The organism is Paenibacillus sp. YAF4_2, assembly GCF_052113225.1.
Classification (GTDB): domain Bacteria; phylum Bacillota; class Bacilli; order Paenibacillales; family Paenibacillaceae; genus Pristimantibacillus.
In genome coordinates this window covers 20,513-47,469 of record NZ_JBFRCT010000020.1, presented here as the reverse complement: position 1 = coordinate 47,469, position 26,957 = coordinate 20,513, and the positions used below count along the sequence as shown (strand labels likewise).

The window sequence follows — 26,957 nt, the reverse complement described above, 5'->3', positions numbered from 1 at the left end:
TCGAAGGTTAAAGAAGCGAAAGATCAACATCATCACGAACATTTCACACCGCAAGCGGCCCGTGGCGCGGACAACCGCCCACGGGCCGTTTGCGGTACGCATAAACAACTACGCGATTACAGTAACGATAAAGGAGAAAAACACCATGGAACAATTCAGATTACCAAAAATCGACATGCCTCACCTTCCGCTCCCGCAATCCGTGCAAACGGTGCTAGCAGAGGCAGAAACGCGCCTCGCTCATCGGCCGAAGCTGCTTCAGCTGTTTAAGAACTGTTTTCCGAATACGCTGGAAACGACAACCAAGCTGCTGAACGATGGCACGACTTTCGTCATTACGGGAGATATCCCCGCGATGTGGCTGCGTGATTCCGTCGAGCAGGTCATGCACTACGTACCGTTCGCCAAGGACGACGCCGACCTGCAGCGGATCATCGGCGGCCTGATCAAGCTGCACATGCGCAATATCGTCATCGACCCCTACGCAAACGCGTTCAACGAGATGGCAAACGACTGGCACTGGAACACCGACGACAAGACGGACATGTCCCCTTGGGTATGGGAGCGCAAATTCGAGCTCGATTCCATCTGCTTCTCGATGCGCCTCGCGTTCGCGTACTGGAAGGAAACAGGCCGTGCCGACATTTTTGACGCGGACTTCAAGATCGCCATGCGCGCCGCAGTTGACCTGTGGAAACGGGAGCAATACCATTTCGAGCGTTCGCCATACCGCTTCGAGCGGGACAATGGCATCATGACCGACTCACTGATGAACGACGGCATTGGCATGCCGGTCAACTACACGGGCATGGTCTGGTCCGGCTTCCGGCCGAGCGACGACGCCTGCGATTTCCATTACAACATCCCGGACAACATGTTCGCGGTTGTCACGCTGCGCCAGATGCGCGAGATTGCCGAATTCGTTTTCCGCGACCTGTCGTTCGAGCAGGAAATGGCGAAGCTGGAGCGTGAGATCAACCATGGCATCCAGCTGTACGGCATCTACCGGCATCCGGAGTTCGGGCCGATCTATGCGTACGAGACCGACGGCTTCGGCAACTACTGTCTGATGGACGACGCGGGCACGCCGGGCTTGATCTCGATTCCGTACCTCGGTTACGTGGACGGGGACGATCCGATCTACCAGAACACACGCCGTTTCGCGTTGAGCAAGGAAAACCCGTTCTATTACGAAGGTACGGCCGCGAAAGGCATCGGCAGCCCGCATACGCCGCCGGGATATATCTGGCATATGGCCCTGTCTATGCAAGGGCTGACGGCCAATACAGACGAGGAGATACTCGCCATGATCGCAGTCTTAGAAGCGACAGACGCCGATACCGGCTTCATGCACGAAGGCTTCCATTCGGACGATCCCGCCGTGTTCACGCGCAAATGGTTCGCGTGGTCCAACAGCTTGTTTTCGCAGCTGGTCTATAAAGCGATGAAAGCAGGATTACTCGATGCTTAATTCAACGATAATTTTCTATGATGGCGCCTTTCCGGGCGCCTCTGCCATTGGCGGAGCGGATTTGGAACAGCTGCGGGGCTCCGGCGAGGTGTGCGGCGCCGATACGCTGGCGGCAAGGCTGGAAGGTGCGGACAGCGGCGTATTCGTGTCGCTGCACGCGCCTTATTTTCCCGTCGCGGCGTGGGAAGCGCTGCTCGGGTTTTTGAAACGCGGCGGCGGATTAATCAGCTTGGGCGGCGCGCCCTTCCGCGTGCCGGTCCGCAAAGAAGCTGGCGAGTGGCTCGCAGAGCTGGAGCAAACGGCGTATCACCGGCAGTTGCGCATTCACGAGATGCTGCCAGTGAAGGCAGCGCCAATCACGAAGCTGGCAGCTGCCGTGGAAATCCCGCTTTTCAAGGGCCGAGAGGCGCTTCTCGACGTTGCGGATACGTGGAATCTCGTGCCGCATGTGACCAAATCGAGCGACCTGCCGCAGCAGATGGGCTCGGCCGGTCCGATGGACGCGCATATTTACCCCGTGCTGAAGGGCATCTCCGCCGAAGGACGGGAAGTTGCTGCACCAGCCGTGCTGTGGGAGAACACGAAAGGTGATTTCGCCGGCGGACGCTGGCTCTTCGTCAACCAGCCGATTAGCTCGGATTTCTTCGCACGCGGCGGAGCCGAGGCGCTGCAAGCGTGGACGGCATTCTGCGCGGCTGGCGTGACCGAGCTGTGGCTGAAGCCGAGCTATGCTTCTTATGAGCTGCATGAGCGTCCGATGCTGACACTGCAGTCGCAGAAGCTGGGTCGAGGCACGGCGGGCAAAACGAAATGGACCTTTGACATCAAAGTCCACCATGGCGGAGACTCGAACGTGTTCACCTGCCGTCACGAGGCGGAAATCGGCTCCGAGCTCGAGCTGAAGCGCATTCCGCTGCCCAGCGACATCCACTCGGGTTATTATCATGTGGATTGTGTCGCCAAGTCCTCGGACGGCGAGACGCGCCTGCTTCACCAAGGCTTCTGGGGGATGGACGCCGACTTGCTGAACGCCGGCGGACTGCTGTTGCGTGGCCGGGATTATTTCGAGAAGGATGGCCGGCCGATGCCGGTCGTCGGCATGACGTATATGACCTCGGACGTCGCGCGCAAGTTCCTGTTCCTGCCGAATGTATCGGTGTGGGATCGCGATATGGCGCAGATGCGCAAGGCGGGCATCAACTGGATCCGCACGGGTATCTGGACGGCGTACCGCAACATCATGCAGGTGGACGGGCATGCGTCCGAAGAAGTGCTGCGCTCGATCGACGCATTCTTCATGACCGCGAAGCGGCACGGCTTGCAGGTAACGTTCACGTTCTTCTCCTTTACTCCGGAGACATGGGAAGGCACGAACCCGTACCTTGATCCGCGCAGCGTGGAAGCACAAAAGCGGTTCATCCGCTCCATCGTCAGCCGTCACCGCGAGACGACGAACGTCGATTGGGATCTGATCAACGAGCCGTCGATGTTCGATCCGCCGCGGATCTTCTCCGACGGTCCGCGCTCGAGCCGTGACCGGTTCGAGAAGGCGGCGTACGCGGAATGGCTGGCGGAGCGCCACGGCGCCATCGAGAAACTGCGCGAGCGCTGGGGCATGACCCCGGGCGAGCTGCCGGATTTTGCGTCCGCTGTCATTCCGGAGCCGGAGGACATCAACTTCGACGTGCAAGATATGCACCAAGGCAAACGGGGTACGCGTTGGCTGGATTACGCGCTGTTCTCCATGGACATGCACAACCGCTGGGCAAAGCAGCTCGTCGATGCGATCAAGGAAAGCAATCCGTCGCAGCTTGTGACTGTCGGCCAGGACGAAGCGCTTGGCGCGCAGCGACCGTCGCCGTTCTTTTACGGGGAAGCGGTTGACTATACGACCGTTCATTCCTGGTGGCTGAACGACCACCTGCTGTGGGACGGTATCTTCGCGAAGACGGCTGACAAGCCAAACGTCGTTCAGGAGACAGGCATCATGTACGTGGAAACGCCGGCCGGATTCGCGAAGCGGTCCGAGGAAGAGCTTCGAGCGATGCTGGAGCGCAAGTACGCGTATGCCTTCGCGGCAGGCGGAGCCGGCGCCGTACAGTGGATCTGGAATACTAACTTCTACATGGACAACGCTAACGAATCTCATATCGGCGCGCTGCGGGCGGATGGAACCGAGAAGCCAGAGGCGGACGTCTCCTACCGGTTCGGTAGCTTCATGGAGCGGATCCGCGATCTGTTCCGGGACCGCGAGCTGGAAGATGTCGCCGCTGTGTTCCCGTACTCCAACGACTTCTCCAACCGCAAGCTGGCGTTCGACGCGACGACACGCCTGACGCGCGTGCTCGGCTACGAGCTGAAGACGCCGTTCCGCGGCGTGTCGGAGTACCATCTGGACGCGCTGGAGACAGAGCCGGCCAAGTTGATCATTGTGCCATCCGCGCATAACTTCGATGACGAGGCATTCACGCGGCTGCTGGACATCGTGGATCGGACGGCTGCAACACTTTTGTTCACGGGCCCGATCGGGTTCGACGCCTACTGGAGGGAAGCGGACCGGCTCGCGGATACGTTCGACCGGCGGAAGCCGGCCAACGTCGTCCGGGAAGAACGGCTCGCGATTGGGGACAAGGAGTATCCGGTATCATACGGTCACCGGAGGATCGCCGAAGTGTTCAAGGAAGCTGGCTGCGGTGCCCCTGCGGGAGCAGACCAGGTCATGGAAACGGCCTACGGACAAGGACGCCTGATCTGGTGCCCTCTGCCCGTGGAGCTGAACGAACGCACCGAACCGGTCAAGGCGCTCTATGCACACGCACTGGAAGTTTCGGGCGCGCGCCGCGAATTGGAATGGCTGAGAGGCGGCGACCTGGCCGGCGTATACGGCCGGAGTCTTCGTTTCAAGGACGGCGAGCTCTTCGTTTTCGTGTCCGAATACGCACATGACGCGCGGATCGAAGTGAAGTCCGCCGCGACAGGAACGACGTATTCGTTCATGTTGGAACGGGAGCGCGCGGTGCTGTTTACCGTCGACCGGACCGGCTGCGTGACGGAAGTCTATCGCCCGAATGAAGTGGAAGTGCTGGCGCAGCCGGCCGAAGAAAGCTTGAAATCGAAAGGAGACGCTCGCCATGGCTAACGCTAATAATAGAAAAACGGCACATATCATCTCGCACACGCATTGGGACCGCGAATGGTATCTGCCTTACGAGAAACACCACGTGCGGCTCATCGCACTCATGGATACACTGCTGGACACGCTGGAGAACGACGCGGAATACCGCAGCTTCTATCTCGATGGACAGACGATCATCATCGAGGACTACCTGCAAGTACGCCCGGACCAACGGGAGCGCCTGGAGAAATGGATCCGCGAGGGCCGCATTCATATCGGTCCATGGTATGTCCTGCAGGATGCGTTCCTGACGAGCAGCGAAGCGAACGTCCGAAATCTGCAGATCGGGCATCAAGATGCCTCGCATTACGGCACGATCGCGAAGGTCGGGTATTTCCCTGACACCTTCGGCAACATCGGCCAAGCGCCGCAGCTCATGAAGCAGGCGGGCATCGACAACGCGGTATTTGGCCGCGGCGTCAAGCCGACGGGCTTCAACAACATGGTCTCGGACTCCGCGTACGAGTCCTCCTTCTCTGAGCTCGTATGGGAAGGACCGGACGGCTCGCAGGTGCTCGGCATTCTGTTCGCCAACTGGTACAGCAATGGCAACGAGGTGCCCGTGGACGAGGCGGAAGCGAGGGACTACTGGGAACGCAAGCTGGCCGATGCCGGCAAATACGCATCGACGGAGCAGCTGCTGTTCATGAACGGTTGTGATCACCAGCCAATCCAGACGGATCTGGCCGAAGCGATCCGCGTCGCAAGCAAGCTGTACCCGGATACGGATTTCGTCCATTCGAATTTCCCGGATTACCTCGCGTCACTGAAGTCGTCGCTCGAAGACAAGCAATTGTCGGTCGTGCGCGGCGAGCTGCGCAGCCAGCGGACAGACGGCTGGTCGACGCTCGTGAATACGGCATCCGCCCGCGTCTACCTGAAACAGATGAATCAGGTCGGCCAGACGATCCTCGAGAAGGTCGCCGAGCCGCTTGCCGCGTTTGCGCATGTGACGGGCCAGGCCAAGTACCCGCATCATCTATTGAAGTACGCTTGGAAAACGCTCATGCAGAACCATCCGCACGACAGCATCTGCGGCTGCAGCGTCGACGAGGTGCACCGCGAGATGGTCACCCGGTTCGATAAGAGCCGCCATGTGGCCGAGACGATCGTCGACGACAGTAAACACGCGGTCGCAGGCACGGTCGATACAAGCGTATTCGCAGGCTACGGCCAGGATCCACTGCCGCTCGTCGCGTTCAATACAACGGGATGGACGCGCAGCGGCGTCTTGGGAATTGAGCTGGACATTGCGCGCGTGTATTTCCGTGAAGGCATCGCCCCGAATGACATGATTCGCATGATGAAGGAAATGTCCATCGAGGGCCGGACGCTCGTGGATGCGGACGGCAACGCCGTTGCGCATACGGTCGAGGATCTAGGCTTACAGTTCGGCTACGACCTGCCGGATGACAAATTCCGTCAGCCGTATTGGACACGCCGCGTGAAGCTGACGTTCGAAGCGACCGCCGTGCCGGCGCTCGGCTTGAAGACTTACGCTTGGGTGCTCGGCGCTGATGGCGTCGCTTCGTCGCCATCGCTGGTGACCGGTCCCCGTACGCTTGCGAACTCCAACCTGAGCATCGAGATCGCCGAGGACGGAACCTTGGCGGTAACGGATATCGCCAGCGGACGCACGTACCGCGATCTGCTCATCTATGAAAATGTCGGAGATATCGGCAACGAGTATATGTTCAAGCAGCCGGACGGCGAGCCGGCTCTCACGACCAAGGGTCTCGCGGCCGAAATCCGCGTCATCGAAGACAGCACGTACCGCGCGGCGGTCGAGATCGTGCATCATTGGTCGATCCCGGCATCCGCCGACGAGCTGTTCGAGCAGGAGAAGCAGGAAGCCGTCTATTATCCCGAGCGCAAAGCAGGCCGTTCGAAGGTATTCGTGCCGTTCACGATCCGCACCGTCGTCAGCCTGGAGCGCTCCGGGCGCGGCGTTGGCATCCGTACGACGTTCAATAACCAAGCGAAGGACCATCGCGTGCGCGCCTTGTTCCCGACCGACCTGTCCGCGTCCGTCCATCGGGCAGACGCGATCTTCGAAGTGGCGGTTCGCGATAACGAGCCTGCTTCCGAATGGGAGAATCCGAGCAACGCGCAGCATCAGCAAGCCTTTGCCGATGTCAGCGACGGCACACAGGGCCTCACGATTGCGAACCTGGGCTTAAACGAATATGAAGTGCTTCGCGACGGCCGCAATACGATTGCCGTCACGCTGCTTCGCTCCGTCTCCGAGCTGGGCGACTGGGGCGTCTTCCCAACGCCAGAAGCGCAATGCCTCGGAGAGAGTACGGTCGAGTTGTTGATCCTTCCGCACAGCGGCGATGGAGCAACGACGGGCGCATTCGCGGCCGCGTATCAGTTCCAAGCTCCGTGGACCAGCGCGCAAACCGGCGTACATGGTGGAACGCTGTCGCCGGCGCACTCGTTCCTGGCATGGGAAGGCGAAGGCATTGCATTCTCATCGGCCAAGATCGCGGAAGCGACGGGAGACTTCATGCTGCGCTGGTTCAACATGCGGCCAGAAGCCGCGAAGCTGCAAGTGCAGCCGAACGTCGGGGAGGCCGCAGTGGCTTACGCGAGTGACGTGCTCGAACAGGCGGGCGAACGCCTGCAGCCGTCCGTTGAAGGGGCGAACGGATCGTTCGCGGCGGAGCTCGGGCCGTGCGAGATCTATACGGTAGGCATCACGGCAGCGAAGTAACGCCGCATGGGACTTGTGAATTGAATTTAACGGAATGAGAAAGAGGATGGATCGGCTATAGCCGATCCATCCTCTTTTTGCTTGCGGCTTACTTGCTGAATGCTAGTCGGACCGATTCAAATATACCAGTTCCTCATGCCTGCATGTTTGTTGAAATGTATTAATAGACTATTCCTCGACCCACTATAACCGTTATAAACCCCTTCTACAACTCCGAGTAGATTTTCATCCGCTTATTACCCATACCCGTCATAACGCCGCTCTAGAAGGCACTACAACGCTTCTTTGCCAAATTGATTAAAACACAAAGGGTCGACAAAAATTCTGCCGACCTTTTGTGGGATAAGAGTCAACACCTTGCCCTAATGATTCCGCACGAAGAAAGCAAAAACCCCGACCTCTTGCGGTCGGGGTTTTACATGGTGGAGGCGAGGGGATTTGAACCCCTGTCCGAAGACAACGCCACACAGGCTTCTACGGGTGTAGTCACAGTATTGATGTCACCCGAGCGTCGTCCCGTAACCGACTACGCGTTGGGTCAGCCTGATTATCTTCTTCCGTCGACCCCAGGCGGAGACCGAACGGCGTATCCCACTACTTGTTAGCCCCTAGTCTAGTCACATGGGCGATGCTAGGTAGGAGCACGCTCACAGGTTATTAAGCTGCGAAAGCGTAAGTTTGTTGTTGTTTGCCATTTAATAGGCTTTAGCGTTGATGAAGCAGACGACTCCCTGCTACCCGCAACCCATGCTCGTACTATCCCCGTCGAATCCATAAACGCCCCCAATATCGCATAAACGGCATATTGCCGATTAGCTTTAAGAACGCCTGGAATGAGGTGTAGCGCACTTACACGCTATTTCATTACAAGCAAGCATTACCTTACCTTGTATAACTTCTAGATCAGCGCCTCGTCTTTCCTTTAGCGCTTCTCTAGTATAACACGAACTCAATCACAATTGCTTAGCTTCTTGATACCATTGTATACAGGATGCACCATAAAAGGTTATCTTGCAACCTTCTGCTTCTCACGAAGCACACGCTGGATATCACGCTGTGCATCACGCTTCGCAGCGGTCTCACGCTTATCATACTGCTTCTTACCTTTACCAAGGCCAATCAGCAGCTTCGCATAACCATTGCGTACATAAATCTTGAGCGGCACGATCGAATAGCCTTCCTGCTTGGACTGACCGAGCAGTTTGTGAATTTGCTGCTTATGAAGCAACAGCTTCCGAGCTCGTGTCGGATCGGTTGGATTATGGCGGTTGCCTTGTTCAAAAGGACTGATGTGCATATTATGAATGAACATCTCGCCATTCCGGATCGTCGCGAACGCATCGCCAATATTCGCTTTACCCATTCGAAGCGCTTTGATCTCCGTGCCCATAAGCACGATTCCCGCTTCATACGTATCCTCAATGAAGTAATCATGGGAAGCTTTCTTATTCTGAGCGAGTTGCTTGCCGTCATTTTTCTTACTACCCACAGTCATTCACCTCATCTTTGTTTACGCCATTCAGCTCTAAAATGTGCTATTAGGAATTCATTGTAACAACTTTAAAAGCCTAAAGCAAGAGACCTGTCCACGGAAATACATCGCTTACATAAATCAAAAGACCGCCCCATTAAGGGCGGTCTCCATTCGTTAAATTAAGCTATTACAGCTTAACAACGTTCTCAGCTTGTGGTCCACGGTTGCCTTGAACAACGTTGAACTCAACGCGTTGGCCTTCTTCAAGAGTTTTGAAGCCTTCGCCAACGATTGCGGAGAAGTGAACGAATACGTCATTGCCGCCTTCAACTTCGATGAAGCCGAAACCTTTCTCAGCGTTGAACCATTTAACTGTACCTTGTTGCATGTGTATTACCTCCAAAAATGTATTAATATGCGCCTATTTCGTATCGAAACAAAAAATTCACACATTGAAAAAGGTCCATGACTTTAATGACACCCTTTTCAATATGTGAATTCAGGTTCATATCATCAATTGCTTTGAGTTTACTATACCCAAATTCAAAATGCAAGTGACAAGCTTAAATATATTTTCCCAGCTTATCCTAAGAAACGGTGCTGCTTACTCGCAGACCGCGCCGCTTCTGGCAGCACCGTTTTTCCAGGTTATAGTACTATATCTGTTCCATATTTATTTACTTTTATTTGCGTTTCTTGCGGACAAACGCTGCGGTGGAGTTGCCTCCTCCGTTGTTATTATTGCCGTCTCCGCTATTTCTTTTCCTCTTCTTATTTTTCCCTTCTTCGCTGGAATTATTCACTCCACTCGAAGAATTTGTGCCGCCGCTGCGTTGACCAGCGCCACGCTGGCCTCCACTGCGATCTCCGCGTTGACCTCGGCCACCGCGATTACCGCCTGAACGCTGCCCTTGATCCGAATCTTCACCCGTATCGGCTTCGCGACCCCGGCTGCCGCTAATCGGCAGCCCCCACATATCCGTGCGCGATCTTGCTCCGCGCACTTGCCGCCCTTGCTCGAGCGGCTTCGCCGGCTCTTGCCATGGCGTGCGCTCCGCCGCGCCTTCGGCTGGGCGATTCGCGCCCTGCGCCGCTCCGCGGTCAGCGCCTCCGCGCTTCCGCTGTGCGCCACCGGCTTCGCCGGCTTTGCCGCGGCCCGCATTTGCGCCGCCGCGGGAACCACCTTGCGCACCGTTTTGCCCGGCGCGTTTATCTCCGCCGCTGCGTCCGCCGCCAGCGCGGTCGCCTCCGCGACCAGCCACCGCTCCTGCATCACCGCCGCGGCCAAAACCGCCGCGTTTGCGGCCGTTGTTGCCGCGGCCAGCACCAAAGCCAGCATCCGCTACGCCTTTGAAATCACTGCGCGGCTTCATATCAACCATCTCAAAATCGATCGTATGGTCGTCCATATTTACCCGCGAGACGCGGATTTTTACTTCATCGCCAATGCGATATACCTTCGAGGTACGTTCGCCGATCAGCACCATATGCAGCTCGTGGAAGTGGTAATAGTCATCCGACATATCACTTAGACGAATAAGCCCTTCCACCGTATTGCTCAGTTCGACAAACATGCCGAAGCTTGTCACGCTGCTAATAATGCCGTCGAATTCCTCACCGACTTTATCCAGCATGTATTCACATTTTTTGAGCTTATCCGTATCCCGTTCTGCATCAACTGCTACACGCTCACGTTCGGACGAATGCTGCGCAATATCCGGCATGCGTGCTGCGAGTGCTTCGTTGCGTGCTTCCGATAATGCTCCATGGTTGTCCAACACTTCACGGATAACACGGTGAATCACAAGGTCCGGATAACGCCGGATTGGCGAGGTAAAGTGAGAATAAAACTCAGCTGCGAGACCAAAGTGACCTAGACTCTCTGCATCATATTTCGCCTGCTTCATGGAGCGCAGCATTACTGTCGAGATAACTGTCTCTTCCTTCGAGCCGCGAATCTCTTCAAGCAGCGTCTGCAGAGCGCGAGGGTGAACCGTATTACCTTTGCCCTTCACGACATAACCGAAGTTCGAAGCAAACTGCATGAAGTGAAGCAGTTTCTCTTGATCCGGATCTTCATGGATCCGGTATAAGAACGGAACGCGCAGCCAGTGAAAATGCTCGGCCACTGTCTCATTCGCCGAGAGCATGAATTCCTCGATAATCTGCTCAGCGACAGAACGCTCTCTTTTTACAATATCAACCGCTTTGCCCTGCTCATCCACAATAACCTTAGACTCTTGGAAGTCAAAGTCTATTGCTCCGCGCTTCATCCGTTTCTTCCGAAGCTTCATCGCCAGCTCTTCCATCAAGCTGAACATATCGAGAAGATCTGCATAACGTTCTTTCAGCTCGGTTTGCGGTTCCTCTTCCGTAGCTGTCAGGATCTTCTTCACATTCGTATACGTCATACGCTCTTTTGTCTTGATCACACTAGTAAACACATCATGACGAACGCGCTTCAGCGTCTTCGCTTCAAATTCCATTTCGCAGGACAACGTCAGACGGTCAACCTGAGGATTCAGCGAGCAGATCCCATTCGACAACCGATGCGGCAGCATTGGAATAACCCGGTCAACGAGATATACGCTGCACCCACGGCGGAACGCTTCTTGATCAAGCTCCGATTTCTCTTTCACGTAATACCCGACATCTGCGATATGAACGCCCAGCAGATAGTTACCATTCTCAAGCCGTTTCACATGAACAGCATCATCAAGGTCTTTCGCATCTTCACCGTCAATCGTAACGATAACTTCGCTACGCAGGTCGCGGCGACCTTGCTCGATAATCTCTTCCTCAGTAATGGAATCCGGGGCTGCTTCAGCCTCTGCCATTACTTCATCAGGGAAGCTCTCTGGAAGCTGATGCTTGCGGATAATCGACAGGATGTCGATACCCGGGTCATTTTTGTGCCCCAGAATCTCAACGATCTCACCTTGCGCAGCAGAACGCCCTTCCGGATAAGATACGATACGAACGACAACCTTTTGTCCCGAAACCGCACCTTGGAATTCACCTTTCGCGATAAAAATATCACGGTTAATCCGTTTGTCATCCGGAATCACAAAGCCATAAGCTTCATGACTGTCGAAGGTACCAACAACCTGGGTGACCGCACGCTGCACAATGCGGACAACCTCGCCTTCCATTCGTCCGCCGCCTTCGCTTTGCGAAGTAATCCGTACCAGCACGATATCACCGTTCATCGCACTCTTCTGATCGTTAGCATGTATGTAAACGTCAGGGTGATCCTTTTCATCAGGCAATAAGAATGCGAACCCTTTCGCATGCGCCTGGATTTTACCTCTTAGCAGGTTCATTCTCTCTGGAACGCCATAGCGCTCATTGCGCGTCCGAATGACCTTACCTTCTTCCTCCAACTGGTTAAGCAGCTTCAAAAATTGTTTAAACTCAGTCGCATCGGTTATGCCGAAATGCTGTTCCAGCTCCTGATAAGTCATTGGCTTATAAGCCGTTTCCCTCATAAAATCAAGCAGTTCCTGCTCTTGCATCATAATTCTCCTAGTCACCTCATACACCGGAGGCCTTTTCTACCGTTATTTTGCTACCGGCTGATAGAATATCATATATCGTAAGTATACACGAAATCATTCCCCAGCATCCGTAAAACCCCGGAAAAAACAAAAAACGGAGGTGTCCCTCCGTTTTCGAGTACGAATCATGATCATTAAACTTTAACGACGTATGCTACAACCAAAGCTAAGATAAAGAATCCAGAAGCCAGGCCTACTGTCAGACGCTGAAGGAACAAGTCCAAACCGCGAGCTTTCTGCTTACCGAACAAATGCTCAGCACCGCCAGAAATCGCACCAGACAAACCAGCACTTTTCCCTTTTTGAAGCAATACGACCGATATCAAGCCAACTGCGAAAATAACGAGCAAAATCTTCCAAAAGATTTCCATTTGATCCACCTCCAGCATAGGAGCTCCGTAAAACACATAAATTTATTTTATCATAGGCGGACAAGTAATTCAATAGTTTCAAATTTAACTACAATTTCCTTCATCTAGCAAAAAAAGAAGACGTTCCGCTAAGCGGAACGCCTTCTTCTATTTGACCTTTAAAACTTATTTGAAGTTTTTCAGGTTGTAGAATGCCGATTTGCCTGCATATTGAGCAACCGAACCCAGTTGGTCTTCGATGCGAAGCAATTGGTTGTATTTTGCAACGCGGTCCGTACGGGATGGAGCGCCTGTTTTGATTTGGCCAGCGTTTGTAGCAACAGCGATGTCAGCAATTGTGCTGTCTTCGCTTTCGCCCGAACGGTGAGAGATAACTGCTGTGTAACCAGCGCGTTTTGCCATTTCGATTGCATCGAATGTTTCAGTAAGGGAACCGATTTGGTTAACTTTAACCAGGATCGAGTTACCCACGCCTTTTTCGATACCGTCGGACAGACGCTCAGTGTTTGTAACGAACAGGTCGTCACCAACGAGTTGAACTTTGTCGCCGAGTTTATCAGTGAGCAATTTCCAACCTTCCCAGTCGTCTTCGGAGCAGCCGTCTTCGATTGTGATGATTGGGTACTTCTCAACCCACGAAGCAAGCAGGTCAACGAATTCAGCGGATGTGAACGATTTGCCTTCGCCTTCGAGGTGGTATTTGCCGTCTTTGTAGAACTCAGTGGAAGCTACGTCCATACCGAGGAATACGTCAACGCCTGGTTTGTAACCAGAACGCTCGATAGCAGAGATGATTGTTGTGATTGCTTCTTCGTTGGAACCAAGGTTAGGAGCAAAGCCGCCTTCGTCGCCTACTGCAGTGTTCAGGCCTTTATCTTTCAGAACCGATTTCAGGTTGTGGAAGATTTCAGCGCCGATACGAAGAGCTTCTTTGAATGTTGGTGCGCCAACTGGCAGAACCATGAACTCTTGTACGTCAATGTTGTTGTCAGCATGCTCGCCGCCGTTGATGATGTTCATCATTGGAACTGGCAGAACTTTTGCATTGAAGCCGCCCAGGTAAGTGTACAGGGACACGTTCAGAGCGTCAGCTGCAGCGCGAGCAACAGCCATCGATACAGCCAGGATTGCGTTAGCGCCGAGTTTAGCTTTGTTAGGCGTACCGTCAAGCTCGATCATTTTACGGTCGATTACTACTTGATCAAGTGCGTCCAGACCGATGATTTCTGGTGCGATAATTGCGTTTACGTTCTCAACCGCTTTTTCTACACCTTTACCCAGGTAACGGCCTTTGTCGCCGTCACGAAGCTCAACAGCTTCGTAAGCGCCAGTGGATGCGCCAGATGGAACGATGGCGCGGCCTTTGCCGCCGGATTCCAGGGATACTTCTACTTCTACAGTTGGATTCCCGCGGGAATCCAGCACTTCGCGTGCGTATACGTCAACGATAATAGACATTTTGAGTAACACTCCTTATTAAGGTTTATTTATAGGGTTGAAGCATGGAAAACATCTTTATTGATCTTACCTTGAACTTACTTCTGAATCAATGTTGTTCCTGTCATTTGTACAGGTTTAGCCAGTTCCATCAGGTCAAGGACGGTTGGGGCCAGGTCAGCTAGAATACCGCCTTCGCGAAGCTCTCCGCCTGCCACTGTAACAATACAAGGAACAGGGTTCGTTGTATGTGCTGTGAACGGACGGCCATTCTCGTCAAATACCATATCCGCGTTGCCATGGTCAGCTGTAATAATCGCTACGCCGCCTTTTGCAAGGATAGCTTCGACCACTTGACCAAGGCAATCATCTGTTGCTTCTACCGCTTTGATCGTTGGCTCCAGCATGCCGGAGTGACCAACCATGTCAGGGTTAGCAAAGTTCAGAATAATCGCATCATGATTGTCGGCTTCGATTTCTTTCACCGCAGCTGCTGCAACTTCATATGCACTCATTTCTGGCTGCAGATCATAAGTTGCAACTTTTGGCGAATTGATCAGAACACGTGTCTCGCCTGGAAGCTCAACATCGCGGCCACCGCTGAAGAAGAACGTAACATGCGGATATTTCTCCGTTTCCGCGATGCGCAGCTGCTTCTTGTTGTTCTGAACAAGCACTTCACCAAGCGTGTTATCCAGGTTCTTTGGCGAATAAGCCACATAACCGCCAATTGTCTCACTAAACAGTGTCAGGCAGACAAAATGCAGATTTTTAGGGCAGCTCTCGCCACGGTCGAAACCACGGAAGTCTTCATTCGTGAATACTTGTCCAAGCTGGATCGCACGGTCAGGACGGAAGTTGAAGAAGATGATAGAATCTTCCGATTCAACAAGCCCTACCGGCTGGTCATTCTCACCTACGATAACCGTTGGCATAACGAATTCATCATAAACGGATTTCTCATAGGATTCAACTACTGCCTTGATTGGATCCGTGTACTTAGGACCATCACCGTATACCATGGCGCGGTACGATTTTTCCGTACGCTCCCAACGTTTGTCACGGTCCATCGCATAGTAACGGCCTTGTACCGTTGCGATTTGGCCTACGCCTACTTCTTCGATCTTCGCTTGCAGTCTTTCGAGGTAACCTTTTGCGCTGTCTGGAGCAACGTCACGGCCATCGAGGAAAGCATGAATGAATACTTCGTTCAGCTCTTCTTTCTTCGCCAGATCAAGCAGAGCGAAGAGATGTTCGATATGACTATGAACGCCGCCATCAGACAGAAGACCGTACAAGTGAAGCTTCTTGCCATTCGATTTCGCATGGTGAACTGCCCCAAGAAGCGTTTCATTGTCGTAGAACTCTCCATCACGGATCGACTTGGAAATCCGAGTCAAATCCTGATAAACGATACGGCCAGCGCCGATGTTTAGGTGACCTACTTCAGAGTTGCCCATTTGCCCTTCCGGCAAACCAACAGCCTCACCGCATGCCGTCAAAGTCGTATGCGGGTAAGTCGACCAATAACGGTCGTAGTTAGGCTTTTTCGCTTGTGCTACAGCATTACCTGTTACGTCATCACGAAGACCAAAGCCGTCAAGAATAATCAGTGCAACTGGTTTCGGAGCCATCTTACTTGGCCCCCTCAACTAGTGCAATATAGGAAGCTGGCTCAAGCGATGCGCCGCCTACAAGTGCGCCGTCGATGTCCGCTTGGCCCATATATTCTGCTACGTTGTTAGGTTTTACACTGCCGCCGTATTGGATACGAACCACATCAGCTGTTGCTGCATCATACAGATCAGCAACTACGCTGCGGATGTAACCGATAACGTCTTGTGCATCCTCGGAAGTCGAGGATTTGCCAGTGCCGATCGCCCAGATTGGCTCATAAGCGATAACCACTTCAGCAGCCTGTGCAGCCGACAGGCCTTGGAAAGCTGCTTCTGTTTGTACTTTACAAACATCTTTCGTTTGGTTCGCTTCGCGCTCTTCGAGCTTTTCGCCTACGCAAACGATTGGCGTAATGCCATGTTTGAAAGCTGCATGCATTTTTTTATTAACGATTTCGTCAGTCTCAGCGAAGTAAGCACGACGCTCGGAGTGGCCGATAATTACATATTTTACACCAAGATCCTTCAGCATTACGCCGCTGATCTCGCCTGTGAATGCACCATTGTCTTCGAAGTGCAGGTTTTGCGCACCGATTGCGATCGATGTGCCTTTAGCTGCTTCAACAAGCGCTGGAAGTGTTGTGTAAGGTGCGCAAATCACGCTCTCTACACCAGCAACCTCTGCTTTGCCTTTAACTTCGGAGAAGAACGATACGGCTTCTGAAACCGTTTTGAACATTTTCCAGTTACCTGCAATGATTGGTGTTCTGCTCATCGTAATCCCTCTTTTCTATAATGATAGTTCTATAAACTTCTTATTTATCGTTAAGAGCTACAACGCCTGGAAGTGCTTTGCCTTCCATGAACTCCAGGGAAGCGCCGCCGCCAGTCGAGATATGATTCATTTTGTCTGCAACGCCGAATTTCTCAGCTGCTGCAGCAGAGTCGCCGCCGCCGATAACCGTATAGCCAGCTGTTTCTGCACATGCGTTAGCAACTGCAATAGTACCATGGGAGAATGGTTCGATTTCGAATACGCCCATTGGTCCGTTCCATACAACCAGCTTCGAGTTTTTGATTACATCAGCATAGATTTCACGCGTTTTAGGACCGATGTCGATACCTTCCCAATCAGCAGGGATGCCGTCAACGTCAACGATTTTTGTGTTCGCGTTTTTGCTGAATTCGTCAGTAACTACGATATCTACTGGAATGTAGAAGTTTTTGCCGAGCGATTTTGCTTTCTCGATGAACTCAAGAGCCAGATCCAGCTTGGAGTTATCAACGAGCGATTGGCCGATTTCATGACCTTGTGCTTTGAAGAACGTGTAAGACAAGCCGCCGCCGATGATGATGTTGTCAGCGATCTCGATCATTTTGTTGATAACGTCAATTTTGTCTTTTACTTTCGAACCACCAACGATAGCTGTGAAAGGACGCTCTGGATTGTTCAGTGCTTTACCGAGAACATCCAGTTCTTTCTCCATCAGAAGGCCGGATACTGCAGGCAAGTAGTGAGCGATGCCTTCTGTCGAAGCATGAGCACGGTGTGCCGCGCCAAATGCATCGTTTACGTACAGGTCAGCCAGCTCAGCGAATTGCTTAGCCAGTTCCGGATCGTTTTTCTCTTCGCCAGCATGGAAACGAACGTTTTCAAGCAGCAATACGTCGCCATTGTTCAGAGCGTTTACTTGTGCTTTTACTTCTTCGCCAACCGAATCGTTAGCTTTCACAACTGGTTTGCCCAGAAGCTCGGAGAGACGAGCAGCAGAAGCCGTGTGGCGCAGTTCTTCAACTACTTCACCATTAGGACGACCCAAGTGGCTCGCGAGAATAACTTTAGCGCCTTTTTCGATCAAGAAGTTAATCGTAGGCAGTGTTTCACGGATCCGTTTGTCGTCTGTAATTTTGCCGTCTTCCAATGGCACGTTAAAATCGACGCGTACAAATACGCGTTTGCCTGCTACTTCTACGTCACGAACACTTTTCTTATTCATTGGTGTTGCCTCCCTGATTATGAAGTTCAAAGCATAATGCATATATACAGCAAAAAAGGCGCCCCTTCTCGCAGGAAGGAACGCCTTTGCCTTAAATTCCACCCAAGTGGAGCCGCAGACTAAGCGTATCCCGGGGCATTAACCCCGGGACCTCCATGCCATTGTGGGGAATGCTAGATTATCTTACAGACCTTTAGATGCAACAAATGCTGCGAGGTCAACTACACGGTTCGAGTAGCCCCACTCGTTGTCGTACCAAGAAATGACTTTAACCATGTTGCCTTCTACTACCATAGTCGACAGACCGTCGATTGTGGAGGAAGCTGGGTCGGAGTTGTAGTCGCTCGAAACCAATGGCAGTTCGTTGTAGTTCAGAATGCCTTTAAGAGCGCCTTCGGAAGCATCTTTCAGAGCTGCGTTAACTTCTTCAACTGTTACGTTAACTTTCAGTTCAGCAACCAGGTCAGTTACGGAAACGTTAGGCGTAGGAACGCGCATAGCCATGCCGTTCAGTTTGCCTTTCAGTTCAGGCAGAACCAGGGATACTGCTTTAGCAGCGCCAGTCGACGAAGGAATGATGTTCTCAGCAGCTGCGCGAGCACGGCGCAGGTCTTTATGAGGAACGTCCAGAACGGATTGGTCGTTAGTGTACGAGTGAATTGTAGTCATCATACCTTTTACGATACCGAATTTGTCGTTCAACACTTTTGCAAATGGAGCCAGACAGTTCGTTGTGCAAGAAGCGTTCGAGATAACAGTGTGCGATGCAGCATCGTACTTGTCTTCGTTAACGCCCATAACGATAGTGATGTCTTCGTTAGTTGCTGGAGCGGAGATGATAACTTTTTTAGCGCCGCCTTTAAGGTGAAGCTCAGCTTTTTCTTTAGCTGTGAAGATACCAGTCGATTCAACAACGATTTCAGCGCCTACGGAGCCCCATGCCAGGTTCTCAGGGTTACGCTCAGCAAATACTTTGATTTCTTTGCCGTTAACAACGATTGCGCCTTCTTTAGCTTCAACTGTAGCATCAAGAGTGCCATGAGTTGTATCATATTTCAGCAGGTGAGCCAGAGTGCTAGTGTCAGTCAGGTCATTCACCGCTACTACTTCTACATTAGGGTTGTTCAGCGCTGCGCGGAACACGTTACGGCCGATACGGCCAAATCCGTTAATACCAATTTTAACCATTTTAAATTCCTCCTAAGCTTTTTTAAATGACTATGGTATATATTTCAAAACGGTCTGCAGCAAGACTTGCCGCAAATCGTTAAGATAACGATTGTTGCTGTGCGTCGATAATGGCGGACAACTCAAGAGCAGCCGCTTCATCTGTAATCAATACATCATCGTGCCCGAACTTCATTATGGCACCTATCGCTTCAGCTTTGCTTTTGCCGCCAGCAATACCAATAACAACTTCAGTCTTCACAATATCATCGAGTCGTAATCCTACTGTTTGCATTTTGTGAACAACCTCACCGTTACGGTCGAAATAAAACCCAAATGCCTCCGCCAATGCGCCATCAGCTGCCATTGCATTCACAAGCTCAGGCTTCAGCTTTCTGCGTCTGGCCATCACCATAGCGTCCCCGATCCCGTGCACTACGATTCGAGCACTACGAATGACTTCAACAATATCTCGGATACTCGGCTCTTGCATCATGGATGCATAAGCCTCATCACCAAGATGATCCGGCACATGCAGCATACGGTAATTCGCACCCGTGCGCTTGGCCATCGTTGAGGCAATCGTATTCGCTTGATAATCAAGGCTTTCTCCAAGCCCGCCTCTTGCCGGCACGAACCAATTGTTCTTGAGCGGCGTTGTTGACGTTAAGTGGTTGGCAACCTGGGCAATTGTCGTTCCACCAGTTACGGCTACGACATCGTTAGGCTCCATTACTTTGCTGAGCACTTGGCAAGCTGCTCGTCCGAGCTCTCGCTTCGTTTGCTCAGACTCCTCGGAATCGCCTGCTACAATAACAACTTGCGATAAACCGAAATGACTTCTGATCTTCTCTTCCAGATCGGATAATCCGAACAACGTTTTGTAGAAGGGCTCCAATTGTTCAAGCAGTTGTTTTCCTGACTCACTGATTCGCATTCCCGCCGTATGAATATCGAGCAGGCCCTGTGATTTCAGGAAGTCTGTCTCCGCCCGGAGTACCCGTTCCGTCATCCCTAAAGAATTCGCGAGTGTTCGACGACCGATGAGATCAGACAACATAACTTGGCGCAATATCGAGTATCGCTTCTTCATTACGTCAAGCATATCTGGGAGAAGCTGCTTCTGCAGCTCAATAATGTGACGCATCCTCTACTTTTCACTCCACCCGTCAATAGGCGTAATGGGCTTTCAGGGGATGGACGTTAAACGTCCCGCATACTCACTTTAAGTCCCACCTTTATTTTAGCTAAAAACAGTTCACATGGCAAGTAAGCAAATGTTGATGTAAGCGTTTGTATTCACGATTTGCTCAAATTTATTTTTCTCATCTATCTTGCTTTCTACAAATGATTCGCGTATACTAAGTTTTGCTGTTGCTTTACATTGTGCGCCCGTGGTCCAATGGATATGACGTAGGCCTCCGGAGCCTGAGATCTAGGTTCGATTCCTAGCGGGCGCGCCATTCAACTATCATTATCGCCTATACATAAACGTTAAACCGCCCTCTTGATTGAGGGCGGTTTTTTTGCTTGTTACAGGATTTAGCTTTTCTCAAAGCGAGTTTGACTTTCTTTGACTTTTGAATAGCAATCCGCTATTATGAAATTATTGCAATACCATCTTTTTTATTATGAGGAGGGGACTTGGTTGGATATGAATTTCGTTCCTATGGTTATTGAACAGAACAATCGCGGAGAGCGCGCTTATGACATTTACTCCCGTCTTCTGAAGGATCGCATCATCTTCCTCGGGTCAGGCGTAAACGACGTAGTGGCCAACTCCATTATCGCCCAATTGCTGTTCCTGGCAGCTGATGATCCTGAAAAAGATATTTCTCTCTACATTAATAGCCCAGGTGGTTCCATTACAGCGGGCATGGCAATCTATGATACGATGCAATACATTAAACCTGATGTTTCGACGATTTGTGTAGGTATGGCTGCTTCGATGGGTGCTTTCCTGCTCACGGCCGGTGCTAAAGGCAAACGCTATGCACTTCCGAACAGCGAGGTTATGATCCATCAGCCGCTTGGCGGCGCTGAAGGCCAAGCTAGTGATATCGAGATTCGGGCTCGCCGCATTATTAAGATGCGCGATAAGCTAAACGGTATTCTTGCTGAACGTTCCGGCCAGCCGCTTGAACGGATCGAGAAAGATACGGACCGCGATTACTTCATGAGTGCAGCGGAAGCACAGGAATACGGCTTGATCGACAGAGTTATCGAGAAAGTTTAATTAATACAAAAAGAGCGCCCCGGTATTCATAATGAATACCGGGGCGCTCTTTTGTCTTTCGCTATTATTGGTTCTCCAGCTCTTCTTTGCTGACGAGAGCGACTAAAGCGTTTACAGCCTGCTCTGCATCCGAGCCTTCTGCGCTGATGAAAATCTCTGTACCCGAGCTAATAGCAAGGCTCATAATACCCATAATGGATTTTGCATTTACTTTCTTGTCGTCTTTCTCAACAAATACTTCGGAGGAAAATTTGTTCGCTTCTTGAACGAATAATGCGGCAGGTCTTGCGTGCAGACCTGTTTTAAGACGAACGACAACCGGTAGCCTTGTCATGGTAACCATACCCCCTATACTATAATAAGTCCGGCAAGCAGCCCTCCATACAAACGGACATTTCGCTTCATGCTCAGCCTGACATGACTAATAATTTTCAATAAGACTTTTTGTTCATATTATATCATTATACCATCTGATGCACTAGGTTAAAAGTTTAGCCATTGCGTATTTTTTCCGCAAGCTCATCAATCTTCCTAAGCCGATGGTTAACGCCTGATTTGCTTACACTGCCCTTGAGCATTTCGCCAACTTCCTTCAGATTCATATCGGGATGCTGAAGCCTGACTTCTGCAACTTCTCTCAGCTTATCCGGCAAATTATTGAGCCCAATCTCCCTCTGAAGCAGTCTGATGTTGTCGATTTGTCGAACAGCTGCACCAATCGTTTTGTTCAAGTTCGCCGTTTCACAGTTAACAATCCGATTAACGGAATTACGCATGTCACGCATAATACGTACATCCTCGAATTTGAACAGTGCTTGGTGAGCGCCCACAATGTTCAGCAACTCAATAATTTTCTCGCCCTCTTTGATGTAGAACACAAAGCCCTTCTTGCGCTCAATACATCTGGCATTCAGATCAAACTTATTCGCGAGCTCCACCAAAGCCTCACAATGTTCTTCATACATCGAAGAAATTTCAAGGTGGTAGGACGAGCCTTCCGGATTATTGACAGAGCCACCCGCAAGGAATGCTCCCCGCAAATAAGACCGTTTACAGCAAGACTTCTTGATAATATTCTTATCAATGCCATCATTAAATACAAAACCCTCAGATACAATTCGAAGCTCACTTAGTATTTCCTGTACCCTCGTCGGAATTCTGACGATGTATACATTATTTTTTTTAAGCCGCATTTTTTTACGAACGAGCAGTTCCGTATGCACTTCAAAATGCTTTTTTAACAAGGAATAGATCCGACGGGCAATTGCTGCATTTTCGGTTGAGATGTCGAGGACGACTTTGCGGCTGGATACACTGACGGAGCCGTTCATTCGAATGAGTGCAGACAATTCAGCCCGCTCGCAGCAGGTGTCCGCCTCAACCATTGTCAGCTCTTTCTTCGTTTGCGCCGCAAATGACATCGCTTGTTCACCTCTTTCTTATCATCCAGTTTTCCACTAATTTATAAATATGATGACTTAGCCGTTCTGCGTCATGCCTTAGGAAAGTCCGATAAAGGACAAGGCGGTCGGAGATAATCTCCGGTCCCATTTTGGCAACTTCGTCAAAATCCAGCCCCACAGGGGTTGCGCCCAGCTCTGCATATTTATCCGATACCTCTGGCGGAATCTCTCCATCATTAACGAGTACATAATCGAACAGGCTATGCCCGATATGCTCATGAATCGCCTTCAGATGATCACTGACAGAATAGCCATCCGTCTCACCGGGCTGTGTCATCACATTACATACAAACAGCTTAACCGCTGTCGAATCCACGATCGCTTGCGCCAGCCTAGGCACGAGCAAATTCGGAATGATGCTCGTATATAAGCTGCCGGGACCGATCAGGATCGCATCGGCTTGCTCAATGGCTTCTATCGCTTCCGGGAGCGGCTCCACATCATCGGGCTCAACAAATACCCGTTTAATCTTTTTGCCTGCCTTCGGAATAAGTGATTCCCCAACAACAATCGTACCGTCAGTCATTTCCGCGCTCAGCACAATGGCCCGCCCTGCTGCTGGAAGAACACGCCCGCGTACAGCCAGCACCTTGCTAAGTTCACGGATTCCCGTTACGAAATCCCCTGCGATATCCGTCATCGCCGCCAGCATCAGATTGCCAAGACTGTGACCGGCTAAGCCTGTGCCGCTCGGAAAGCGATACTGCAGCACCTCGGTCAGCAGCGGCTCAGCATCTGCAAGTGCCATAATGACGTTGCGGATATCGCCCGGTGGAGGAATCTGCAGCTCATTGCGTAGAATCCCTGAGCTGCCGCCGTCATCGGCAACCGTTACGATCGCCGTAATATCAAGCGGCTTCTCCTTAAGTCCTCGGAGCATAACTGACAGGCCCGTACCGCCGCCAACAACGACGATTTTAGGTCGCCTTAATATTTTATGCCTACTCTGCATCCAATCACCCCGTCAATGCTTATCACGGTCAGCATCGCGGTGGCTGACGCGTACCCGTTCTGTATCACTGCTGCCGAGCATGCGACCTAAATATTCCGCGATCGCAACCGAGCGGTGTTTGCCACCCGTACACCCGATGCCGATAACAACCTGACTCTTGCCTTCTTTATGATAAAGAGGAAGAAGAAACTGAAGCATATCGAGCAGCTTGGTTAGAAAGGCTTGCGTCTCCGGCCATTTCATCACGTAATCATAGACGTCCGGATTTTGCCCGGTGTTCGGGCGCAGATGGTCTACATAATGAGGATTAGGTAAAAACCGTACATCATATATCAAATCGGCATCTATCGGGATTCCGTATTTAAATCCGAATGAAGTTACATTCACCGACAGACTGTTGTGTTCCAAATTGGTAAAGCGGGAAATAATGCGTTCTTTAAGCTGCGTAGGCTTAATGCTGCTCGTATCGATAACTTGAGAAGCCGAGCCCTTCAGGTCCTCCAGCATTCTTCTCTCCAAGCGAATGCCTTCAAGAGGCATACCTTCCGGAGCAAGCGGATGACGGCGCCGGCTTTCCTTGTATCTCTGAACAAGCACTTCGTCCGTCGCATCCAGGAACAGAATTTCGCAGCTGATTGTAAAATGTTCTTTTATGAAATTTAATGATTCCGACAAGGCAGTAAAAAACTCACGACCCCGCAAATCAATAACAAGAGCTACTTTGCCTATTTTACCGTTCGACTGCTCAATCAGCTCTGCAAATTTAGGAATAAGTACCGGCGGTAAATTATCGACGCAGAAAAAGCCAAGATCTTCAAGGCTTTGTACGGCAATGGTCTTGCCCGCGCCGGACATCCCTGTAATGATAACGAGCTTTGACATTGCTCCCGTTTCCATAGCTGCACCCTCTTTCTCCATCGTAACGCCGCTGTTTATATTCACTACGACCGCAAGATGAGTCCTGCCGCACCTACAACGCCGGCATTATTGCCAAGCGTAGCTGCAACGATCTTCACGCCTTCTTGCGCCTCTTTTTGCGTGTATTTCGCGAATACTTCGCGAATTTGGTCGAACAAGAAATCGCCTGCTTTCGACACGCCGCCGCCGATAATAAAGCATTCTGGATTCAGTACAACAGCCATCAAAGCCATCGACTTGCCCAAGTAATAAGCCGCACGGCTAACGATACGCGCCGCAACTTCATCGCCTGCTTTGGCAGCGTCAATAACGTCTTTCGCCATAATATCTTCAACTTGCGTCAGCGATGTACGATCACCGCGCTCAACAGCGTCTTTAGCCATACGGATAATACCCGTTGCAGACGATACCGTCTCGAGGCAGCCCATTTTGCCGCAGCCGCATTGAATAGCTTCCAGATCAGGCACAATTGCGATATGACCCAGCTCGCCAGCCATACCTGCGAAGCCTTCTACGATTTTGCCGCCGATAATAATACCGCCGCCAACGCCAGTACCGAGGGTATAACATACGCAGTTATCGATGCCTTTGCCAGCGCCAGCCCATGCTTCGCCAAGTGCAGCAACGTTTGCGTCATTATTTACAAGAACTTTTACTTGAAGCTCCTTCTCGAGGTAGTCTTTCAAGTGAACATTCTCAATCTTCAAGTTGCCCGAAAATTTCACAATACCGTTCGGGATATCAAGGAAGCCGGCGATACCAACGCCAACGCCTTCTACTTGCTCCCATGCGAACGAAGATTCATCAACGATGTTACGCGCATATTGCGCAATATTATGAAGGATGGTGTCCGTACCTTTACTTGTTTCTGTCGGCCCTTCGTAAGTATGGAGCAACTCTCCCTCTACATTACAAATCCCAACTTTAATAGCGGTGCCGCCGACATCGACTCCAACGTAAATCTTCTCAGACATTACTAGTCCACCTCATTAATATGTTATCTACTCTGTTACCAACTATAAGCCAATGCCCAATTTCGGTCAAGATAACCGCTTACCCAGTGTTTACCTCTGGATCCTTGCCGCTGCGTAAGTTTGGCGTGAAAAAACCCTCTCCAACAAACAGGAAAGGGCTGACCGAATACGCCTCTTATACTGGATTGCTGCATTCATAATCAAAAGCAACGATTAATGCGAACCGTTACTCTCAAGGAATCGTTCGCAATCAAGTGCTGCCATACATCCGCTGCCCGCTGCCGTAATGGCTTGACGGTACTTATTGTCCTGTACATCGCCGCAAGCGAATACGCCTGGTACATTCGTTTCCGAGCTGCCTGGCTTCACTTTAATGTAGCCATGGTCATCGGTATCGATTTGGCCATTGAGGAACTTCGTGTTTGGTGTATGACCTATTGCGATGAAGACACCATCTGTTTCAATAACTTCCTCTTCACCAGAAACGTTGTTACGAACTTTAAGACCAGTAACCCCCATGCCGCTCGCTACAACTTCAAGAGGCGTACGGTTCAAGCTCCAGCTAATCTTCTCATTCTCCCGTGCACGGTCCTGCATGATCTTCGAAGCACGAAGTTCATCACGACGGTTTACCAGCTCAACGTTTGTCGCAAAGCGAGTCAGGAAGTTCGCTTCTTCCATGGCAGAGTCACCACCGCCAACAACAATAATTTTCTTGTTACGGAAGAAGAAACCATCACACGTTGCGCATGTACTTACGCCGCGTCCAACATTGTCTTTTTCGCCCGGGATGCCAAGCCATCTAGCGGATGCGCCAGTCGATATAATAATGGATTCACCAACGAACTCGCCTTTGCCTTCCACTTGAAGCTTGAATGGACGCTCCGACATATCAACGCTGTTAACCCAGCCTGTAACAAACTCGGCACCAAAGCGTTCAGCCTGCTTACGCATATTCACCATAAGCTCCGGTCCCATAATGCCTTCAGGGAAACCAGGGAAATTCTCAACCTCTGTAGTCGTCGTCAACTGGCCGCCTGGCTCAGGACCTTCGATAATGAGGGGCTTCATATTCGCACGTGCAAGATAGATCGCTGCCGTTAGGCCGGCTGGGCCGGTGCCAATAATGATGGATTTGTACATGGTTGTCCTCCTAAAAGTATGCATGTTGCTCTCAGCAACAAAGGCCGCTGCGCGAACATAACGTCCTTCCGATCGCTGTTGCCCCCGAATTTCTTGGTTTCAATAACCGCTATAGCGGTTGAAATTCAGGGGCAAAGGCGAACGCTCCGCTTCTCCAGTACGTTATGTTCGCTCCGCTCACCAAGTGCTGAGAGCAACATGCAGGATTTTAAAGTCGTTTCAACCACTTAACAAGTGGTTGAGTAGGGAAAGATAAGGGCGAGAGCAGGGGCAAAGCTAATTACTTTATT

Annotated in this window: 20 protein-coding genes, 1 tRNA gene and 1 other RNA gene; 5 read left to right on the top strand and 17 right to left on the bottom strand. The window is 51.4% G+C overall.

Annotation, left to right across the window (positions count from 1 at the left end):
* Window positions 1–145: 145 nt before the first annotated feature.
* The 3 genes from AB4Y93_RS28650 to AB4Y93_RS28640 are packed head-to-tail and all read left to right on the top strand — an operon-like array spanning window position 146 to window position 7,362.
* Window positions 146–1,471 (top strand): glycoside hydrolase family 125 protein, encoded by a 1,326-nt coding sequence (locus AB4Y93_RS28650; protein ID WP_441897166.1) that lies wholly within the window; start codon window positions 146–148, stop codon window positions 1,469–1,471.
* Entirely contained in the window at window positions 1,464–4,610 is a 3,147-nt protein-coding gene (locus AB4Y93_RS28645; protein WP_441897165.1) for a beta-galactosidase, read from the top strand. The genes AB4Y93_RS28650 and AB4Y93_RS28645 overlap by 8 nt, the downstream gene beginning before the upstream one ends.
* Entirely contained in the window at window positions 4,603–7,362 is a 2,760-nt protein-coding gene (locus AB4Y93_RS28640; protein ID WP_441897164.1) for an alpha-mannosidase, read from the top strand. The genes AB4Y93_RS28645 and AB4Y93_RS28640 overlap by 8 nt, the downstream gene beginning before the upstream one ends.
* A 420-nt stretch (window positions 7,363–7,782) precedes the next feature.
* On the opposite strand, the gene ssrA is transcribed toward AB4Y93_RS28640, so the two are convergent.
* The 11 genes from ssrA to AB4Y93_RS28585 all read right to left on the bottom strand — a co-directional run bounded on the left by ssrA (window position 7,783) and on the right by AB4Y93_RS28585 (window position 20,128).
* Window positions 7,783–8,147: a transfer-messenger RNA gene (gene ssrA, locus AB4Y93_RS28635) on the bottom strand.
* Between the two features lie 221 nt (window positions 8,148–8,368).
* Window positions 8,369–8,857, bottom strand: a complete 489-nt coding sequence (gene smpB, locus AB4Y93_RS28630; RefSeq protein ID WP_441897162.1) for an SsrA-binding protein SmpB — start codon at window positions 8,855–8,857, stop codon at window positions 8,369–8,371.
* Window positions 8,858–9,023: 166 nt separating this feature from the next.
* Window positions 9,024–9,224: a cold-shock protein gene (locus AB4Y93_RS28625; protein ID WP_012772186.1), complete on the bottom strand. Its 201-nt coding sequence runs from the start codon at window positions 9,222–9,224 to the stop codon at window positions 9,024–9,026.
* A 295-nt stretch (window positions 9,225–9,519) separates the two neighbouring features.
* A complete protein-coding gene (gene rnr / locus AB4Y93_RS28620) occupies window positions 9,520–12,354 on the bottom strand; it encodes a ribonuclease R (protein ID WP_441897160.1) in 2,835 nt (944 codons plus the stop codon).
* 173 nt (window positions 12,355–12,527) lie between these two features.
* Window positions 12,528–12,764, bottom strand: a complete 237-nt coding sequence (gene secG / locus AB4Y93_RS28615; protein WP_167283125.1) for a preprotein translocase subunit SecG — start codon at window positions 12,762–12,764, stop codon at window positions 12,528–12,530.
* 165 nt (window positions 12,765–12,929) lie between these two features.
* Window positions 12,930–14,222, bottom strand: coding sequence for a phosphopyruvate hydratase (gene eno, locus AB4Y93_RS28610; protein ID WP_441897158.1), 1,293 nt, complete (start codon window positions 14,220–14,222; stop codon window positions 12,930–12,932).
* A 77-nt stretch (window positions 14,223–14,299) separates the two neighbouring features.
* Complete coding sequence (gene gpmI, locus AB4Y93_RS28605) at window positions 14,300–15,835, bottom strand: 2,3-bisphosphoglycerate-independent phosphoglycerate mutase (protein ID WP_441897157.1); 1,536 nt, start codon at window positions 15,833–15,835, stop codon at window positions 14,300–14,302.
* A gap of 1 nt (window position 15,836) precedes the next feature.
* A complete protein-coding gene (tpiA, locus tag AB4Y93_RS28600; RefSeq protein ID WP_441897155.1) occupies window positions 15,837–16,592 on the bottom strand; it encodes a triose-phosphate isomerase in 756 nt (251 codons plus the stop codon).
* Window positions 16,593–16,632: 40 nt separating this feature from the next.
* A complete protein-coding gene (locus AB4Y93_RS28595) occupies window positions 16,633–17,814 on the bottom strand; it encodes a phosphoglycerate kinase (RefSeq protein WP_441897154.1) in 1,182 nt (393 codons plus the stop codon).
* 183 nt (window positions 17,815–17,997) lie between these two features.
* A complete protein-coding gene (gene gap, locus AB4Y93_RS28590) occupies window positions 17,998–19,002 on the bottom strand; it encodes a type I glyceraldehyde-3-phosphate dehydrogenase (RefSeq protein ID WP_441897152.1) in 1,005 nt (334 codons plus the stop codon).
* A 79-nt stretch (window positions 19,003–19,081) separates the two neighbouring features.
* Window positions 19,082–20,128, bottom strand: a complete 1,047-nt coding sequence (locus AB4Y93_RS28585) for a sugar-binding transcriptional regulator (RefSeq protein WP_441897150.1) — start codon at window positions 20,126–20,128, stop codon at window positions 19,082–19,084.
* 241 nt (window positions 20,129–20,369) lie between these two features.
* Here AB4Y93_RS28585 and AB4Y93_RS28580 point away from each other — a divergent pair.
* A tRNA-Arg gene (locus AB4Y93_RS28580) sits at window positions 20,370–20,444 on the top strand.
* A gap of 191 nt (window positions 20,445–20,635) precedes the next feature.
* Window positions 20,636–21,217, top strand: a complete 582-nt coding sequence (gene clpP, locus AB4Y93_RS28575; RefSeq protein WP_441897181.1) for an ATP-dependent Clp endopeptidase proteolytic subunit ClpP — start codon at window positions 20,636–20,638, stop codon at window positions 21,215–21,217.
* Between the two features lie 64 nt (window positions 21,218–21,281).
* Here the strand turns inward: clpP and AB4Y93_RS28570 are convergent, their stop codons facing one another.
* From AB4Y93_RS28570 to trxB, 6 genes are all read right to left on the bottom strand, one after another.
* Window positions 21,282–21,551 carry an HPr family phosphocarrier protein gene (locus tag AB4Y93_RS28570; protein ID WP_167283107.1) on the bottom strand — a complete coding sequence of 90 codons (270 nt, stop codon included), beginning with the start codon at window positions 21,549–21,551 and terminating at the stop codon, window positions 21,282–21,284.
* 157 nt (window positions 21,552–21,708) lie between these two features.
* On the bottom strand, window positions 21,709–22,638 hold the full coding sequence (gene whiA / locus AB4Y93_RS28565; protein WP_441897147.1) for a DNA-binding protein WhiA: 930 nt from the start codon (window positions 22,636–22,638) through the stop codon (window positions 21,709–21,711).
* Between the two features lie 7 nt (window positions 22,639–22,645).
* A complete protein-coding gene (locus AB4Y93_RS28560; protein ID WP_441897145.1) occupies window positions 22,646–23,632 on the bottom strand; it encodes a gluconeogenesis factor YvcK family protein in 987 nt (328 codons plus the stop codon).
* 12 nt (window positions 23,633–23,644) lie between these two features.
* Window positions 23,645–24,529, bottom strand: coding sequence for an RNase adapter RapZ (gene rapZ, locus AB4Y93_RS28555; RefSeq protein ID WP_441897143.1), 885 nt, complete (start codon window positions 24,527–24,529; stop codon window positions 23,645–23,647).
* Window positions 24,530–24,573: 44 nt separating this feature from the next.
* A complete protein-coding gene (locus AB4Y93_RS28550; RefSeq protein ID WP_441897141.1) occupies window positions 24,574–25,524 on the bottom strand; it encodes an ROK family glucokinase in 951 nt (316 codons plus the stop codon).
* Between the two features lie 213 nt (window positions 25,525–25,737).
* Window positions 25,738–26,667, bottom strand: coding sequence for a thioredoxin-disulfide reductase (gene trxB / locus AB4Y93_RS28545; protein ID WP_441897139.1), 930 nt, complete (start codon window positions 26,665–26,667; stop codon window positions 25,738–25,740).
* Window positions 26,668–26,957: the final 290 nt, after the last annotated feature.